At 48.9% G+C, this 16,041-nt stretch carries 20 protein-coding genes and 1 pseudogene; 11 read left to right on the forward strand and 10 right to left on the reverse strand.

Translation table 11 applies throughout. The features are described 5' to 3' along the window. The coding region (locus tag SACSAC_RS08900; RefSeq protein WP_169833763.1) for an ATP-binding protein at positions 1 to 1,025 on the forward strand (1,025 nt) is incomplete at its 5' end. A 406-nt stretch (positions 1,026 to 1,431) separates the two neighbouring features. Here the strand turns inward: SACSAC_RS08900 and SACSAC_RS28295 are convergent. Together SACSAC_RS28295 and SACSAC_RS28760 are read right to left on the reverse strand one after the other, a co-directional pair. Next, the gene (locus tag SACSAC_RS28295) at positions 1,432 to 1,596 is read right to left on the reverse strand and encodes a hypothetical protein (RefSeq protein ID WP_211251335.1); all 165 of its coding nucleotides are present in this window, start codon (positions 1,594 to 1,596) and stop codon (positions 1,432 to 1,434) included. A 30-nt stretch (positions 1,597 to 1,626) separates the two neighbouring features. Continuing rightward, a pseudogene (locus tag SACSAC_RS28760) lies at positions 1,627 to 1,851 on the reverse strand (anthrone oxygenase family protein); the annotation flags it as partial. 241 nt (positions 1,852 to 2,092) lie between these two features. Between SACSAC_RS28760 and SACSAC_RS08905 the strand changes: the two are divergent. The 3 genes from SACSAC_RS08905 (at position 2,093) to SACSAC_RS08915 (ending at position 3,701) form a co-directional block, all read left to right on the forward strand. Next, entirely contained in the window at positions 2,093 to 2,794 is a 702-nt protein-coding gene (locus tag SACSAC_RS08905) for a response regulator transcription factor (RefSeq protein WP_037285426.1), read from the forward strand. A gap of 89 nt (positions 2,795 to 2,883) precedes the next feature. Next, a complete protein-coding gene (locus SACSAC_RS08910) occupies positions 2,884 to 3,306 on the forward strand; it encodes a MarR family winged helix-turn-helix transcriptional regulator (RefSeq protein WP_037285429.1) in 423 nt (140 codons plus the stop codon). A gap of 41 nt (positions 3,307 to 3,347) precedes the next feature. Next, positions 3,348 to 3,701, forward strand: coding sequence for a DoxX family protein (locus SACSAC_RS08915; protein ID WP_037285431.1), 354 nt, complete (start codon positions 3,348 to 3,350; stop codon positions 3,699 to 3,701). Between the two features lie 53 nt (positions 3,702 to 3,754). On the opposite strand, the gene SACSAC_RS08920 is transcribed toward SACSAC_RS08915, so the two are convergent. Then, on the reverse strand, positions 3,755 to 4,096 hold the full coding sequence (locus tag SACSAC_RS08920) for a winged helix-turn-helix transcriptional regulator (RefSeq protein ID WP_037285433.1): 342 nt from the start codon (positions 4,094 to 4,096) through the stop codon (positions 3,755 to 3,757). A gap of 139 nt (positions 4,097 to 4,235) precedes the next feature. Between SACSAC_RS08920 and SACSAC_RS08925 the strand changes: the two genes are divergently transcribed. The 4 genes from SACSAC_RS08925 to SACSAC_RS08940 all read left to right on the forward strand — a co-directional run bounded on the left by SACSAC_RS08925 (position 4,236) and on the right by SACSAC_RS08940 (position 7,850). Continuing rightward, positions 4,236 to 4,793, forward strand: a complete 558-nt coding sequence (locus SACSAC_RS08925) for an NADPH-dependent FMN reductase (protein WP_037285435.1) — start codon at positions 4,236 to 4,238, stop codon at positions 4,791 to 4,793. A gap of 36 nt (positions 4,794 to 4,829) precedes the next feature. Then, positions 4,830 to 5,735: a DsbA family oxidoreductase gene (locus SACSAC_RS08930; RefSeq protein ID WP_342666453.1), complete on the forward strand. Its 906-nt coding sequence runs from the start codon at positions 4,830 to 4,832 to the stop codon at positions 5,733 to 5,735. A 41-nt stretch (positions 5,736 to 5,776) separates the two neighbouring features. Then, entirely contained in the window at positions 5,777 to 6,079 is a 303-nt protein-coding gene (locus SACSAC_RS08935) for a monooxygenase (protein WP_037285439.1), read from the forward strand. Positions 6,080 to 6,488: 409 nt separating this feature from the next. Continuing rightward, positions 6,489 to 7,850, forward strand: a complete 1,362-nt coding sequence (locus SACSAC_RS08940) for a glucoamylase family protein (RefSeq protein ID WP_037285442.1) — start codon at positions 6,489 to 6,491, stop codon at positions 7,848 to 7,850. 482 nt (positions 7,851 to 8,332) lie between these two features. Here SACSAC_RS08940 and SACSAC_RS08945 read toward each other — a convergent pair whose 3' ends face one another. Together SACSAC_RS08945 and SACSAC_RS08950 are read right to left on the reverse strand one after the other, a co-directional pair. Then, a complete protein-coding gene (locus SACSAC_RS08945; RefSeq protein WP_037285444.1) occupies positions 8,333 to 8,590 on the reverse strand; it encodes a DUF6953 family protein in 258 nt (85 codons plus the stop codon). Between the two features lie 84 nt (positions 8,591 to 8,674). Further along, positions 8,675 to 9,022: a DUF4870 domain-containing protein gene (locus tag SACSAC_RS08950; RefSeq protein WP_037285446.1), complete on the reverse strand. Its 348-nt coding sequence runs from the start codon at positions 9,020 to 9,022 to the stop codon at positions 8,675 to 8,677. Between the two features lie 277 nt (positions 9,023 to 9,299). On the opposite strand from SACSAC_RS08950, the gene SACSAC_RS08955 reads away from it, so the two are divergent. The 3 genes from SACSAC_RS08955 to SACSAC_RS08965 all read left to right on the forward strand — a co-directional run bounded on the left by SACSAC_RS08955 (position 9,300) and on the right by SACSAC_RS08965 (position 10,868). Then, entirely contained in the window at positions 9,300 to 9,725 is a 426-nt protein-coding gene (locus SACSAC_RS08955) for a MarR family winged helix-turn-helix transcriptional regulator (RefSeq protein ID WP_037285448.1), read from the forward strand. Between the two features lie 132 nt (positions 9,726 to 9,857). Continuing rightward, complete coding sequence (locus SACSAC_RS08960) at positions 9,858 to 10,496, forward strand: nitroreductase family protein (protein ID WP_037285450.1); 639 nt, start codon at positions 9,858 to 9,860, stop codon at positions 10,494 to 10,496. 75 nt (positions 10,497 to 10,571) lie between these two features. After that, positions 10,572 to 10,868, forward strand: a complete 297-nt coding sequence (locus SACSAC_RS08965; RefSeq protein WP_037285452.1) for a putative quinol monooxygenase — start codon at positions 10,572 to 10,574, stop codon at positions 10,866 to 10,868. A gap of 136 nt (positions 10,869 to 11,004) precedes the next feature. Here the strand turns inward: SACSAC_RS08965 and SACSAC_RS08970 are convergent, their stop codons facing one another. The 5 genes from SACSAC_RS08970 to melA form a co-directional block, all read right to left on the reverse strand. Continuing rightward, positions 11,005 to 11,331: a hypothetical protein gene (locus SACSAC_RS08970; RefSeq protein WP_037285454.1), complete on the reverse strand. Its 327-nt coding sequence runs from the start codon at positions 11,329 to 11,331 to the stop codon at positions 11,005 to 11,007. Between the two features lie 179 nt (positions 11,332 to 11,510). After that, complete coding sequence (locus SACSAC_RS08975) at positions 11,511 to 12,545, reverse strand: C40 family peptidase (protein WP_037285456.1); 1,035 nt, start codon at positions 12,543 to 12,545, stop codon at positions 11,511 to 11,513. A 40-nt stretch (positions 12,546 to 12,585) separates the two neighbouring features. Further along, positions 12,586 to 13,350, reverse strand: coding sequence for a DUF3226 domain-containing protein (locus tag SACSAC_RS08980; protein ID WP_037285458.1), 765 nt, complete (start codon positions 13,348 to 13,350; stop codon positions 12,586 to 12,588). After that, positions 13,350 to 14,474 carry an AAA family ATPase gene (locus tag SACSAC_RS08985; RefSeq protein WP_037285461.1) on the reverse strand — a complete coding sequence of 375 codons (1,125 nt, stop codon included), beginning with the start codon at positions 14,472 to 14,474 and terminating at the stop codon, positions 13,350 to 13,352. Before SACSAC_RS08985 ends, SACSAC_RS08980 begins: the two co-directional genes overlap by 1 nt. Positions 14,475 to 14,676: 202 nt before the next feature. After that, a complete protein-coding gene (gene melA, locus SACSAC_RS08990) occupies positions 14,677 to 16,002 on the reverse strand; it encodes an alpha-glucosidase/alpha-galactosidase (protein WP_037285463.1) in 1,326 nt (441 codons plus the stop codon). Positions 16,003 to 16,041: the final 39 nt, after the last annotated feature.

A 16,041-nucleotide genomic window follows, 5' to 3' on the forward strand; every position in this document is an offset into this window, starting at 1 on the left:
CTTCGGAAAACCGATTTGCCGCCATCTTCGCCGCGAGTCCGCATCCGATGCTGATTACCACGCTTGAGGACCGCGAGATTATCGAAGCGAATGACGCTTTTCTGCTGCTGCTCGGCATCACGCGCCTTCAAATGGACACGCAGTACGGCGAGCTGATTCGCGGCAATGAACTGATGCTTCAGATTCCCGAGCCGGACGAACACTCGACGGTTCCCGAAGGGATCAGCCGCGAAGTGACGTTTACGAACCATGCCGGGGACGAGAGGGCCTGCATTTTGCGCACCGTAAGGCTCGACTTTAACGGCGAGTTGCTGCTGCTCACGATGATTAGCGACCTGACGGAGCATAAGCAGTACGAGCACGAACTTCAGCGCCTGTCCCAGCTGCATCTGGTCGGCGAAGTCGCGGCAGGCATCGGGCACGAGGTTCGCAATCCGATGACGACGGTGCGCGGTTTCCTTCAACTGATGCTCATGCAGGGCAAAAACACACTCGAACCCGCCTATCTTCAGGTCATGATCGAGGAGCTGGACCGCGCCAATCAGATCATCACGGAATTCCTGTCGCTGGCCAAAGACCATATGGTCCAGCTCAAGCGCGAGAATCTGAATGATCTGATCCGCAAAATCCTGCCGCTGATCGAAGCCGATGCTTCCGTCACGGGCAAGATCATCACGACACATCTGACCGATGTCGAGTCGATCGAGATGGATAACAAGCAAATTACGCAGCTGATCCTTAATTTCATCCGCAACGCGCTCGAAGCCACCGGGGAAAACGGCTGGATTCAGCTCAAGACGTATATGCAGGACGGACGCGCCGTACTGGTCATCGAGGACAACGGTCCGGGCATCCCGGCCGACGTCGTCGAACAGATCTGGAAGCCGTTCTATACCACGAAAGAAAACGGCTCCGGTCTCGGCCTTGCCGTCTGCTTCAGCATCGCGAACAAGCACGGCGCTTCGATCGACTTGTCGACAGGCAAGGAAGGTACGGCGTTTTACGTGCGGTTCCGAACAACTTGATCATTCATTAGCCTACTACTCTGTATCACCTCAAATAGTAGGTTTACGTTTGGCCGAAACGCACATGGGTCTAGTGCGTTTCGGACGAGCGTAACCGTACCTTCATCTGAGACAGAGTACTACGAAGCTTCCGTCAGAGCGCAAAAAAGCGTTCGAACGGAAGCTTTCTGCGTTCAAACGCTCAACGTTTCGAAGAAATGCACTTCGGGAGCTTATGCTGGTAATTTTCTCGGAGCCTTCTGGCTTCCGCCGCCGAAACAACTTCCTCGACAGCTTTAGCGAGCATTACAACACCTGCTCAAACTTCTCGAACCAGCCGCGACCAGCCCGGCTTCTTTTAAAATTGTTCAGATAAACGGTCACGGCATCCAGATACAGCAGCTTCACAGGACGTTCGCTTCGGGTTTCAGTCAGTTGCAGCTATTGAAGCATGGAAGGAGACGGCGTAATGGCGAACAAGCCCTACTGCCCGGCTTAAAGTGTGTACGCCTTCCGCTTCCTGATAACTTTCCTTGAAAAGCAATTCGTGTTTTTTGAAAATGGGGATTAGATTATTGGCGAGAAAACTCATCTTCCATCTCCCTTCATGATTGGTGTCCGGTCAGGCTACAATACTCCCTAAACAAGTAATCGTTCGAAGGTGGTTCAACAAAATCCAACGCGATTCAAAGTTTATTCGCAACTGTTTCCATGCTTCTGAAGTCGAAGGAATTTCAGCGTTGACAATCATTTTGTTCAGAGGAAAATTGCCTAAAAAAGTGATCTCTAACGTTGCCAAATAGCCGGTTGAAGAAATAATTCCCCATATCGTTCCGCTCTGATCCGCATGATTAGCGCACCATTCGACACAATTAAGGAGACCGGATTACCTACAGAAGCATTCAGAAGCCTCACCTCCAGTCCCATCAAAACTCATCTCCTTTTTTAAATGTTTTGGGACTTTAAGCATCTCTGTGCAGTTGACAAAAATACGATCCCCGCTTTAATATATGCTATAGCATATAAAATCCCAACTTTTGAATGCTTTTTTGATTCAAGCATTGATCTATAAGGAGGAGCGCCATGCAATGACCGTCCGACGCATCTTGATCATCGATAACGAACAGAGAATTCGGGAATTGCTTAGACGTTTGTTGGAAGAAGAAAATTATTCGATCAAAGAAACCGCAAGCGGCAGCGAGGGGCTGACTAACGGGCTTAACGAGCGCTACGACTTAATTCTGCTGAATCCCCTTTTGCCCGACCAAGACGGATTCGATGTATGCCGGGAATTGCGCAAATTCAAGCATACTCCAATCCTGATGATCAGTTCGAGAGCGCAAGAAAAAGACCGAATTCGCGGTTTTGAAGCCGGCGCAGACGATTATGTAAGTAAGCCCTTCAGCCCGCGCGAGCTACTTCACCGGATTCGAGTCATCCTGGACCGCACTCGTCATCGCAAAGAATTGCAGGCTCTCCCCGACAAAAGAATCAAACTTCCCCAGTTCGTAATCGAAGAAAACCATAGAGTCTCGAATGGAAAAGAAAGGGTCATTCTTACCCAAAAAGAGTACGACCTGCTCTATTACCTGGCAGAAAACCCAAACCGAGTTTTCTCGAGAGACCATTTACTGCGATGCGTGTGGAAGCATGAATTCGTTGGAGATATTCGAACCGTAGATACCCATGTCAAACGGATTCGCACCAAGCTAGGAACCCTGTCCTCGGAAGCCATGTCCGTTATCAAAACCGTCTGGGGCGTCGGCTATCGATTCGAGATCGTGGAGTAGGCACTTTTCTTGACAGTCCATTTTGCTTAAATTATGATTCAAGCAAAATTGGACGGCTGCAATGCCTAACAGAAAAGTGAGGGAATCACATGGACTTATATAGCGTGACGGGATTTCTCGTGCACCGGACGGATGTCAAAATGACAAATTACTTCATGAAAAGACTCAAACAATATGCGATCACCCCTGAACAATGGAGTCTGATCAGTTATCTGAACACCGAACATGCCCTAACGCAAAAAGAGCTGGCAATTGCCATCGATCGGGATCAGACGACCATCGTACGCATGATTCACTCGCTCGTCAAAAAAGATATGGTTCGCAAGGTCGTCAACGATGGCGATCGTCGTTCGCATGAATTGTATTTGTCTGAAAAGGGAGCCGCTCTGAAGGAACAATTGATCGAGACCGTGCGTGAAGCACATGAGCATATTACCAGAGGCTTAAGCGAACAAGAGATCGAACAGCTGCATGCCCTTTTGAACCGACTGTACATCAATGCAACGGAATAAGTATTCATACATCGTGATTCTACAGAAGGAAGTGAGTCGTCATCGGTATCGTAATCATTGTTTTGCAACTATTGCTCGGCGGATTTTTCATCATGACCGGGTTTAAGATTGCTTCCGGAAAAATGGCTGACGAGTTCAAACGATTCGGGTTCCCTCCTTTTTTCAATTTGCTGACAGGAAGTTTCGAGTTGATTGGCGCAATCGGCATGATCGTCGGTATCTGGGTTCCGGTCGTGGCTCTGCTTGCAGGGTTGCTGCTCGGCGGAACCATGCTAGTCGCAGCCTTTACGCTGATCGCCATCGCCAAAGACCCTTTTAACAAAGCGATCCCATCGATTGTGTTGACCTTAGTCAGCTTATTTATCGCTTATTATCATTTTGCCTATAGCCTGTAAACGCACAAAAAAGCCGAAGAAGCTCGTATACGCGACTCTTCGGCTTTCTCTATTCAAAATGGTTCAATCTCCGGCATATGCCTTCCGCCCCATGTCACGATCGCTTCGATCAGCGGAACCAGCTCCTTGCCCGACTCCGTCAACGAATACTCCACCCGCAGAGGCACCTCGGCAAAAGCTTCGCGACGAACAACCCCGTGAGCAATCAACTCCTTCAGTGCATTCGTTAGCGTAGTAGCCGTGATGCCGTCCAGCCTTCTTTTCAGATCGTTATATCGAATTGTCTCGTTCTCGGACAAAATCGCCATTAGCGGTAAATGCCACTTTCCTCCGATGACTTGAAAAGAGAACGTTGCCGGACACAGGTTCTTCATATCAAAATCGTACTTCATCATTCTTCGCTCCATTCCTGTAGGTATGTTTTTTGATACTAAGTACAAAAAAAGACAGTAATTGATGTTAAAATCCTAAGTCTTATAATAATACTATGAAACATAAATAAAGTTAATATACTTTAAAAAGGTGGAATAAATCATGTTGAAAATTGGTATCGTAACCGGAAGTACCCGTCAAGGAAGAGTAAGCCTGCAAGTTGCCGATTGGGTGAAACAAATTGCCGACCAACGCGATGATGCTTCTTTTGAAGTTGTCGATATTCTGGATTACGATCTTCCCGCATATAACGAACCTGTGCCTGCCGCTTTTTCCAAAGACTATCAAACTCCGCAAGCAGCAGCTTGGTCACGCAAGATTGAAGAGTTGGACGGTTTTATTTTCGTAACGCCCGAGTATAACCGCGCTATTACCTCTTCCCTAAAAAACGCACTGGATTATCTGCATCTGGAATTCCACAACAAAGCTGCCGGAATCGTGAGCTACGGCTCTGCAGGCGGAACAACAGCAGCAGGTCAACTACGCATGATCCTCTCGGTTCCGCAAGTGGCTGTCGTATCGACGCAACCGGCACTCAACTTGTTCACCGACTTCGAAGCGATGAGCGCGTTCAAGCCGGGCGAACATCATCTGCCAACTGTACAAAACCTGCTGAGCCAAGTTGTATCTTGGTCCGGTGCGCTCAAAACAATTCGCTAATCCGACATTCGTCCGATATCGAAAGGAGACTCAATCATGAGCGACAATCTGTTTTGTGATTTAAAAACGGGCGTTTGCGGGCCTGCAAATGAAGAAGAAACGAACGGTATCATCGATTTCGCGCCGCAAACGCCAAAAATGACACTCTACTACGTAACTGACCCGATCTGCTCGCACTGTTGGGCGCTGGAACCCGTACTGACTCGATTTATTCATCAATACGGTCAACACTTCAATTTCAACATCGTGATGGGCGGATTGCTGCCAAGCTGGAACGGCTTCGGGGACAGCGCCAACGGCATTCAAAAACCTTCCGACGTCGCCGGACATTGGAGAGAAGTCGGCGAGCATTCCCGGATGCCGATCGACGGAAGCGTCTGGCTCGAAAATCCGATCCAGTCTTCTTTCCCTCCTTCCCGTGTTTTCAAAATCATTCAAAGCAAGCATGCGGGCAAAGAACAGGAATTCCTGCGCAAAACGCGCGAGAAGCTGTTTGCCTTTAACGAAAATATTGCCGAAGACAGCGCCATGATCCGTATCGTCGACGAGATCGGCCTGGACGGAAAAGCGATCGTCGAAGAAGCAGCCACCGAAGCCGCTCAGGATCTGCTGGAAGAAGACTTCGCGCTCTCGTCCCGCCTCGGCGTGCGCGGCTTCCCAACGATCATCATCATGAACGAAGAGAATCAGGGCGTAAAAATCGTCGGCGCGCAATCGCTTGATACGTACGTCAAAGGTCTGGAATCGATACTCAAGGAAAAACCGGTTCCGGCCAAAGTCCCTGTTCTTGCAGATTGGTTCTCCGGCAACGAGCGTTTATTCGCCAAAGAAATCGAAGTGATGTACGATCTCCAGCCGGATCACACCGAAGCATTTATCGCCGAACAATTGAGCAACAAACCGCATCAGATTCAACGTGTACTGGGCGAACTGTACATCTGAAAATCATTCAACATGAAATGAACAAGTAAGGGGACATGGATATGAGCTTTGTACTGCAAATCGATTTCAAATTTCCGGGACCGTACGGTGATGAAATGACCAAAGGCTTCACGGAACTGGCCGAAAGCATCAACGAAGTGCCTGGCTTCCAAAAGAAAGTCTGGACCGAGAACGAAAAAATCGGCGAAGCCGGCGGACTTTACTTCTTCGATACCGAAGAAAATGCCGCTAGCTATCTGGATTTTCACCTGAAGCGCCTTTCCGGCTTCGGCATTCAGCAAGCCAATGCTAAAATTTTTAAAGTGAACGCAGCACTATCAGCGATCAATCACTTTAATTTTTAACCTTTTTCCCTCCTGACTTGACCGACCATGGACATGTTTAGCGGAGAAGTTCTATCCGGCGAAGAAGCAGAATCAAGAAAGAAGTTCATTCAAAATGCTGTCTCATCCGGAAAGCTGCCGGGCTGGGATGGCAAGGCGTGACTTTTCTAAAGCATGTACGCAAACTTCGAAGGCAACCAAAGATGCACATCGTCAAGTTTGCGTACGCGTCCTGGTTTGAAGGCGCCTTTTACTGAATGCTCCTTCCGCTTACGTTCTTCGACCGAAAACAGAATTTCCGAAAAACGTCACCGCCCATGGGCGGTTTTTTTTGTAGCCTTACAGATGTTTAGTTTTTAGAAGAAGAGGTTATTAGGTTATGATTACCATAAGAAACGTTTCGATTTCCAATTTGGAAAGGAGAAAAGTGATGAAAAAAGTGAAAATGTTCAGCTTTGTTCTTGCTTTCTGCCTGCTCGCCCATTTGTCGCTGGCGCCTCTCGCTTCTGCTCAAACATCAAACAAACCTGCCGGGTTCACTTCCGAATTGAAAGCGCTATCTAAAAGCACGTACAAGTATTTTAAGGATTTTACCGAAGAAAAGACCGGATTAACGTCCGACGAAGTCCGAATGAAAGGCAAAAACGACAAAGACGCAGAGGAAGCCAAGCGCACCTCGCCGACCAATATTGCCATGTACATGATGAGCACCGTTTCCGCCGAGGAGATGAAGCTTATTACGAAAAAAGAAGCCGTCTCCCGTCTGCAAACGACGCTTGCCACGTTGGAAAAGATGGATAAATGGAACGGCCTGTTCTACAACTGGTACAACACGGAGGACGCCACGGTCAAAAAAGACTGGGGACAGTTTATCTCCCAAGTCGACAACGGATGGATGTCCGCCGGTCTGATCGTGGTCGGGCAGGCTTATCCGGAATTGAACGCCCAGACGAGCAAGCTCGTGGACGACATGAACTATACGACGCTGTACGATCCCGAAGTCGGTCAATTCCGCGGCGGTTACGATGTCGCGAAAGGCGAGCTGACCGAGCACCATTACGGAACGTTCTATACCGAACCGCGCGTCGCCAGCTATATTGCGATCGGCAAAGGCGACGTTCCTCAAGAGCACTGGTGGAAAATGTACCGCACGATGCCGCAGGAATGGGATTGGCAGTCTCAAATTCCCGAAGGGAAGATCGTGAACTACGACGGCGTGGACGTGTTCGAAGGCAGCTACACCTATCAAGGCCAAAAATTTGTCCCAAGTTGGGGCGGCAGCATGTTCGAAGGCTTAATGCCGGGCATCGTGATCAAAGAACAAGATCTGGGCACGCAAGCATTGGGCTTGAACAACCAACGCCACGTCGACCTCCAGATCGCATTCGCCAAGGAAAAAGGCTATCCGGCCTGGGGCTTCTCGCCATCCGCGACCGTTGACGGATACAGCGAGTTCGCCGCCACTCCTCTCGGCATCTCGGGCTACGAAAACAGCTCGACCGTAACCGCTCACGCCAGCTTCTTGGCTTTGGATTACGCGCCGAAAGAAGTCCGCGAAAACATCAAAGCGCTGAAAAAGCTGAACATGTCCGGCAAATACGGCTTGTACGATTCCGTCAATCTGGAAACCGGCGACGTCGCCAAGGCTTACCTGGCCCTGGACCAAGGCATGATCATGGTCTCCATCGCCAACTACGTCAAAGACGGCGTCATCCGAGACTACTTCCATAGCGACCCCATCGCGCAAAAGCCGGAAGAATTGTTGAAAAAAGAAGTGTTCTCGATCCAATAATATTGCCAGCAACCCCGACCCCAAACCACATTGGTCAGAAAAAAGGATTTTCGAGCCATCGAAAATCCTTTTTTTCGTTCAAACCCGACCTCGACCCATTAAAATTTCAAAACGCAAATTCCCAGCACCAAAGCCTCTGTGACCCGTTAGGCTCCAAAAAGCCTGCCCAAGCACCTTGTGTCTTCTTCCCTTCCCGCCTCCCCCCCAACGAAGAATCAGCCTTTTCCCGCCGACTTTTCACTTTGTCTTGGAAAACGTCCCGCCCCCGCTAAACGTGCCTGGGGGCAGAGGGGGAGTTCGTGAAAGGAGCCTTTGCAATGGGGAAGCCTCCTCTTCATAATAATCAAGCTTCCCCATTGCAACACGCGACTGCACGAATTCCCCCGGCGCCCCATGCTCCCAATTGAATCCTTAACCGCAGCCCAGACGTTTTCCGAGACAAAACAAAAAGCCGCCGGGAACCCCCAGCGGCTTTCTTCGTGTCACCCAATCCACGCCCACATAAATCCGTCCCGATCCCAGGCAATCTGCCCGCGATGCAGCTTACGGAATTCCTTTTTCACTTCTTTCTCCAACGAAGCATTCTTGTTCTCATTGACGAAAATGAACGCTTCCCCGAAGTGTTCGCGAACGTCGGCGATCGCTTCTTCTTGCCTCAGGATGCCGCGGAAACGAATTTCCTCAACCATCCATTCGGCTACCTGCTTGGCGGTCGTTTCCGCCTGTTGATCGTCGCTCATGAAGCTCCTCCTGCACCCGTCCGCTGCTTTGTCGCTCGTTACGCTGCGGACGCCTTTTCCCTTTACTATACCAGCTATTCGGGATTACTTCAGAATATCGACTTTAGGCATGAACGGCAGCGGTTGAACTTTGCCGTTTACCGCATTCATGACGCCGATGATGATGTAGATAATACCGGCCAGGTTCAGGATCGGCAGCAGAATCCAACCGATGAAGGGAATGATGCCGAGCACGATATTACCGGCTACGATGGCCAACAGAAGCAGCAAGCCTTGGTTCGCATGATACATCGCGAAACGCGAATTGCGCGCCGCCAGCAAAGGCAGGAAGAACAGGATGTAAGACAGCGCAGCAATCGTCTTGTTCTCCTCGACGTCGCGCGAATGCGGATCGCCTTGAGGGTTGTACGGATTTTGATTTTGGTTTTGCATAATGTAATCTCCTCTCGATTTTGAAATGCTTCATCTGCGGAAGGCCTGGACGCGTAGTACGTTGCTTGGTTCAAGCGCAAGTATGTAGAAACAACGTGATGTTATTAGATCGTCGCCTGTTGTCTAAGCGGATATACGCCCAAATAATGGCATGGTTTCACTTGATCCGCAAGATTTTTTAATAAGGTACTTGCTTTTCTTCAGCAGACCCGTTATATTAATTGACAGATCAATGTTTGACCCGTCAATCATTTTATCAAGAAAGGGGAGGCTGCGAATGTGTTCGGTCACGCCTGAGACGTCCATTGTAGAGAGACTGCAATTGTTAAATAACCGGATCGGTACCGCTTTTTCCGGCTGTGCAGGGATAAGCGCGACTCGGTTCCGTCTGTTGCAAGAATTGTTTGCCGCTGAAGAGGTTGGCCAAACATCCCTTCAAAAGTCGCTCGGGATCGACGGTGCCGCCGTTACTCGCCATCTGAAGCAGCTCGAAGCCAAAGATTTCGTCAGTCGTCGCAATTGTCCTGACGATAACCGCGTGACGTTAGTTCATCTTACCGAACGCGGACGCGAGCATATCGAAGAATTCGTACAGGAAAAGTCGCGTTTGATCGAAGATCTGTTCCGTGGCTTCGACGCTGAAGAGCGCGAGATGCTGGCAACTATGCTGGAACGTATGCATCGCAACGCCGAGACCCTTTAATTCATTGCACGGATCGATACATTCGTCGCAATACGGGCATGTGCGTCAGCGGCGAACACATCGCCGACCCGCGCAGACGCTCAAGTCTTTCAACAAGCACCCATAATTCATTTGAAAAGGAGCTGCCAACCCATGAGCAGTGTACAAAAAACTCAAGATTTTCTGGATGTTCTGAAAAGCCGTCGTTCCGTTCGTTACTATGATTCCTCCGTTAAAATCAGCCGTGAAGAAATGACGCAAATGCTCGAAGAAGCTACTCTGGCTCCTTCTTCCGTGAACATGCAGCCTTGGCGCTTTGCCGTTATCGAAAGCCCGGAAGCCAAAGCCAAATTGCTTCCGCTCGCTAAATTCAACGGCAACCAAGTCGAGACGTCTTCGGCCGTACTGGCTGTATTCGGCGATCTGAACTTTGTCGAATTCGCGGACGAAATCTTCAGCAAAGGCGTAGAGCTGGGCTATATGCCGCAAGAAGTCAAAGACCAACAAATGGCAGCATACATTCCGTTGCTCAGCGGCATGCCGACTGAAATGAAACGCGATTCCGTCCTGATCGACGCAGGTCTGGTTTCGATGCAATTCATGCTGGTTGCTCGTGCACACGGCTACGACACGAACCCGATCGGCGGCTATGACAAAGAAAAAGTAACCGAAGCTTTCGGCTTCGATCCGGCCCGCCACGTTCCGGTTATGCTGATTTCGATCGGTAAAGCCGCTAAAGAAGGTCACTCTTCTTCGCGTCTGGACGTCGCTCGCACGACGGAATGGCACTAAGATTATCGCGATCCGGGACACGTCCCGAATCCAAAGCAATCCGAATTAATGAAATTCGACAAGGAGGAATGTGACATGATTATCATTCACGCAACTTTCCATGTGAATCCGGCCAAAGAAACTGAATTCGTAAACGAACTGGCTCCGCTGGTAAGAGCATCGCAAGCCGAGGAAGGCAACGTCGCTTACGATCTGCACAAAGCCGTAGCCAAAGAAAACGTCTATACGATGGTTGAAGTATGGCGCGATCAAGAAGCGGTCGGCCTGCACAACAGCAGCGCGCATTTCCAAGCCTTCGTGGCCAAAGCGAAGGATTACCTGACGGCTCCGCTTGATGTTCAAGCATTCGAAGGACAACCGCTTAACGCTTAAGCCGGGATGCGGAAAATGCTTTTAACGCAATCAAAAGAATTCCAAAAAAAGCCCCCATCGGCCGTAAATCGGCTGACGGGGGCTTTTCATTGGAATGAACCGTATAAGCGAGCTTTTCGGCCCGCAAGATCAAGTTTTAGTAAAAACGACGCTGCTCGTTGCCGCGAGTTTCACGTTGCTGTCCGCTCAAAGCGTTGATCACCAACACGATACCGCTCGCCAAGTGCATGACCCAACCCAAGATCGGAATCCATGCCAATGCCGAAGTGACCATACCCAAGATCGGGCCGTAAAAAGGGACGCGTTCGCGGGCCGCGAACACCAACGTAACCAGATGGAACAAGAACATAAATCCGAGCGCCGTATATCCAGTTCCCAGTACGAACGCTCCGCCCAAGACCGGAATCGCGAGCAGCAGCTCGAATACGGCTCCGACAAGCAGCAGAATTCTTGACAATTTCATGTGCATTCTCTCCTATCGATATAAAATAGAGTCGTGCGCGGGCGTCGAGTCGACTGACGGTTCCGCGCGCTTCCCAAATGAATGATCGCGACTTTTCATGCTTTCTACTACGAGGCACCGGGAGAAGAGTTTCTTTTTTCTTAAAATTTTATATTTTGCCGAGCCAAGCCGTGCAGCGACTACTCGTTCAGATAACGTCTGGCCCCTGCAAACTCGTTGGCATATCCGGCTGTGGCAATCGGAATGATCTCCACCGTTTTGCCTGCTTTCGGCGAATGCATCATCTTCCCGTCCCCGATATACATCGCGACATGATGAACCTTGCCTTTCCCGTTGTTATGCGCGAAAAACATCAAGTCACCCGGCTGCAAATTGGCCTTTGTTACGGCTTTACCCGCTAATGCTTGCTCCGACGCGTCACGCGGCAGCAAAATCCCGTAATACGCGTAAATCGCCCCCGTAAAGCCGGAACAATCAAACCCGTACGCCGACGTCCCCGCCCATAGATAAGGAAGTCCGAGGAACATCTTCCCCGTCTCGACCAGTTGAGGTCCAGTTGGTTGCGTTTCCGATTTGCCGACGGTTGCAACTTTCACGTCTTCGGCGCGCAGACGAGCAATCCCGTGCTGCGGCGTGCGTACCTCCATCCACTCGCCTTTCTCCGACGTTATGGGAAGACGCGTACCGAAGCTCAGATCCAGCAGCTTACTTTTTCCATCCGTCTTGTATAGGGTTGAGGTCTTCGCGCTCACGACCGCTTCCTTGCCGGAAGTACGCGACCATTCGGAGGCAGGCACGGATTTCAGTTGAACGGTCGGCAACCAACCCGGATAGCCGTAACGGCTTTTGGACGTGGATTGATCGGTCACGACGACCTGCGACCAGCTGCCTTTGGTTTGCACGATCTTGACCTCGCGTCCGTACAACGCTTGCGTCTCGGTCTTGCCCGTCAACCATCTGCGCTTTTCGGTCGTGTTCATCGCGGCGGTCCAGGTCGTCAGATCGACGGGCGCCGCCAAAGAAGGAGCATCCAGCTTGCGCGCGATTCCCGGCGATTTCCACAATGTGGCTACCGAGACGCCGATGACGGTTTTGGTTTTGGCTGAAGAGCTTGCGGATGCTGCCTCGGCAGTTCCGGTACCGGGAGCGGACAAGATCGGTAACAGAAGCAGGATCGCCAGCAGGGACAGGGACATTTTTTTGACGGTGTTCATGGAGTTGAAGTCCTCGTTTCCGGATTGATTTTGAAAAAAGTCATTCCATACCTATCAATTTTTTTAGAAATTGCTCCATTTGTTGAATAGAAGGTACTTGATTTCGCGTAGTTTCGGATATCCAATCATTATCTCCAATAGACACTTGATTGGCTTTACCAGGTTTATGAATGTTTGCGATACACCCTATAACGGCTTTATTTCGATCTGCGGGCTTCCACCCTGCCAATTCTTTGTAAGAAGGATCTGCTTCGTCCACGAACTTCTGTGCCGACTCCAATAAATCAGGATATATGACTTGTGCACCGTCTAATACCATACTTTCAAGCGTACCAGGATGTTCATTATCAGGAAGAACATAGACACCTATTCTGGGACTTCCATCTACTATTTCTCCTGGAGTACCTAATGCTGAAAACGTAAGTTGTTCATCTCCAATGTCTCTTATACATTTTTGGAAAGAGGGGACGAGATCCATATCAGCATCTATAACAACGCCAACAGCATCCAATTTCGTCTCTTTATCCGATTTGTTTAACAAAGTAGCATTTAATATCGCAGGGATTCGAGTCAAACTTCCAGCCGCATGCACTGCCACAGAGACGGATTCATTTTGAAAAAAGGCTGGAACCGGAACTCTTTTCATCAAGTCGCCATCTGGAGGATAATTCTTCGGAATCATATCAATCCAATAGTCTTCTAACTTTTTTAAAAGCTGGACTCTTCGAACCCCGTTCATCTTGAGTATTTTGCCGATCAACTCTACGTCGTGCGGACCTTCGGTTATGATATAGCAAAACTTCATTACCCTCTCACATCCTGACCCAGCTCTACTCTGATCGTATGTAGAGTTTCTCCGGTAAATCTTGTACTTTTTGTTTCTTCGGTATCCCGGTCTTTGTTTAAACGATATACAATTAATTCGCTAAGATGATTTGAATCTGCTGACACAATTCCATCGATCGCTTCAAGACTATGTGTAGTGGCAAACAACTGTACATTAAATTCATGACAACTACTCACTAGCCATTCAAAAAATATGTTTAAACTTTTTGCATGAATCGCGGTCTCGATCTCATCAATTAATAATATGCCATTTCGAGCTTGCAAAATAGCAGTTGCCACGGTTAGGACTCTACGAATCCCGTCACCGTATATAGAAACAGGCAAATATCCTTTGTACTTATGTTTAAAGTAAGGAACAGCCGTACGATCATCAGGCGATAGGATTTCAATGTCTTCAATATTCTCATCAAAGTCTTGAAGAAGTTGGATTAACTTTTCTTTGTTTCCTCCAAGAATGCTATCAGTCAAAGCTTTCGGAGATACAGGGATTAAACGGTGTTCAACAGGGGTGATCATTTTAGTATTATAGATGGGTTTCTTTGAATTACGACGCATGAGGGCCGAGGGGAATGTGACTACTTCTCTCCTAGAGTAGTATTTGCCGTTATTGTTTATATTAAAAATAAGACGTAGCGCACGAGCTTCAACAAATTCCTTCTCAACCTCCTCCGCTTCATCATTTATTAAAACTTTAGGTATTTCTTGATACTTTTCTACGAGAGTTTTAGTATCCTCACATGAGATTTTATAAGAAATATCCCTTTCAAATCCTTTCAATTCAATCACTATATCCGAATGAATTTGCTCATTAGCTTCCACGCCCGAAGAAACAGGAAAAGCCCATAACATTGAATCAAGTGTTAGCAATGAAGAACTAGTCACCAAAGAACGATCCCTTCCTCTGGCTGTCTGAACCATCTGATAAACATCACCCGGTGCAGAAATCAACTCAATAGCTTCCAAAATAGAAGTTTTTCCTGCGTTGTTCCTACCTACAAGAAGGTTAATTGCTCCCGTATTCTCAAGTCGAAGATTTTTTATTCCTCTATAGTTCCCAATATATAATTCATTAATTTGATTCATTACATATACCCTCCTATCATCAATATAGTAGCTTATCTCAAGTTAATAGCTTGATCTATAATCATTTTCGTTTTTAAATTCACGTATATTTTTTGTCGTATATCACCTATAGATACTATATCAAATAGAGTGTTGATTAAAACACGCAACATAAAAAGAGACTACACTCTCGTAGTCTCTTAAACACGATATAAAAATTAGATTAGCGTGAAGAAACCTTCAATCGTTCATCGTCGAATTGCGGCAGCCAGTCGCCGTGGGCTTCGATCAGGTCGTCGCAGAGCGATACGATGTCGTCGATCGACAGTTCGGCGGCCGTATGCGGATCGAGCAGAGCGGCGTGGTAGACATGCTCCCTTTTTCCCGTCAAAGCCGCTTCGATCGTCAGACGCTGCGTGTTGATGTTGGTTTGGTTAAGCGCCGCAAGCTGCGGAGGCAGGGCGCCCACATAGGTCGGATTTACGCCGGAAGCGTCAACCAGGCAAGGCACTTCGACGCACGCGTCCTGCGGCAGATTCGTGATCAGGCCGTTGTTCATAACGTTGCCCGCGATCTTGAACGGCTTGTCCGTCTCCATCGCTTCCAGAATATGCGAAGCGTATTCGAGACTGCGCGTATGCGTTAACGATTCGCTTTCCATCAAGCCGTCGCGCACCTCGCCCCACTCGCGGATCTGATTGATGCAGCGGCGCGGATATTCGTCGAGCGGGATGTTAAAACGTTCGATCAGCTCGGGATAATTCTTTTTGATGAAATACGGATGGTATTCGGCGTTATGCTCGGACGACTCCGTAACATAATAGCCGAACCGGTTCATCAGCTCGTAGCGCACCATGTCGTGATGTTTTTCTTTTTGCTTTTCGGCCGCGCGGCGTTTGATCTCCGGGTACAAATCTTCTCCGTCGCGCGTGACTTCGAGCAGCCAGGCCATATGGTTAATGCCCGCGATTTTGGCCCGTACGTTCGTCGTATCCATATCCAGGTTCTCGAACAAGCCCGGAATGCAGTGCTGAACGCTATGGCACAATCCGACGGTTTTGATGCCGCCTGCCGTGTTCATGACAGTCGTCAGCACTGCCATCGGATTCGTGTAATTCAGGAACCAGGCGTCCGGACACACTTCGCGCATATCGGCAGCGATGTCCAGCATGACCGGGATCGTGCGAAGATTGCGGAAAATGCCTCCGATGCCGAGCGTGTCCGCAATCGTTTGCCGGAGTCCGTATTTTTTCGGCACTTCGAAGTCGGTAATCGTGCAAGGATCGTAACCGCCGACCTGGATCGCGTTGATGACGTATTTCGCGCCTTGCAGCGCCTGCTTCCGATCTGTGTAGGATTTGATTTCGCATTGGCTGTCCGCTGTTTTTTTCATGGCACGAAGCAAGGTTTCGGATTCTTGCAAACGCTGCGGATTAATGTCGTACAGCGCCAATTCGAAATTTTGAAGCGCCGGCGTCAGCATGATATCCCCCAATACATTACGCACAAAAACCGTGCTTCCTGCGCCGATAAACGTAATTTTATTCATTTTCTTCCGCCTCCTTGTTGGTGGTTCGTCGATGTCTTC

Origin of the sequence: Saccharibacillus sacchari DSM 19268 (assembly GCF_000585395.1) — a bacterium.
GTDB classification, from domain to species: domain Bacteria; phylum Bacillota; class Bacilli; order Paenibacillales; family Paenibacillaceae; genus Saccharibacillus; species Saccharibacillus sacchari.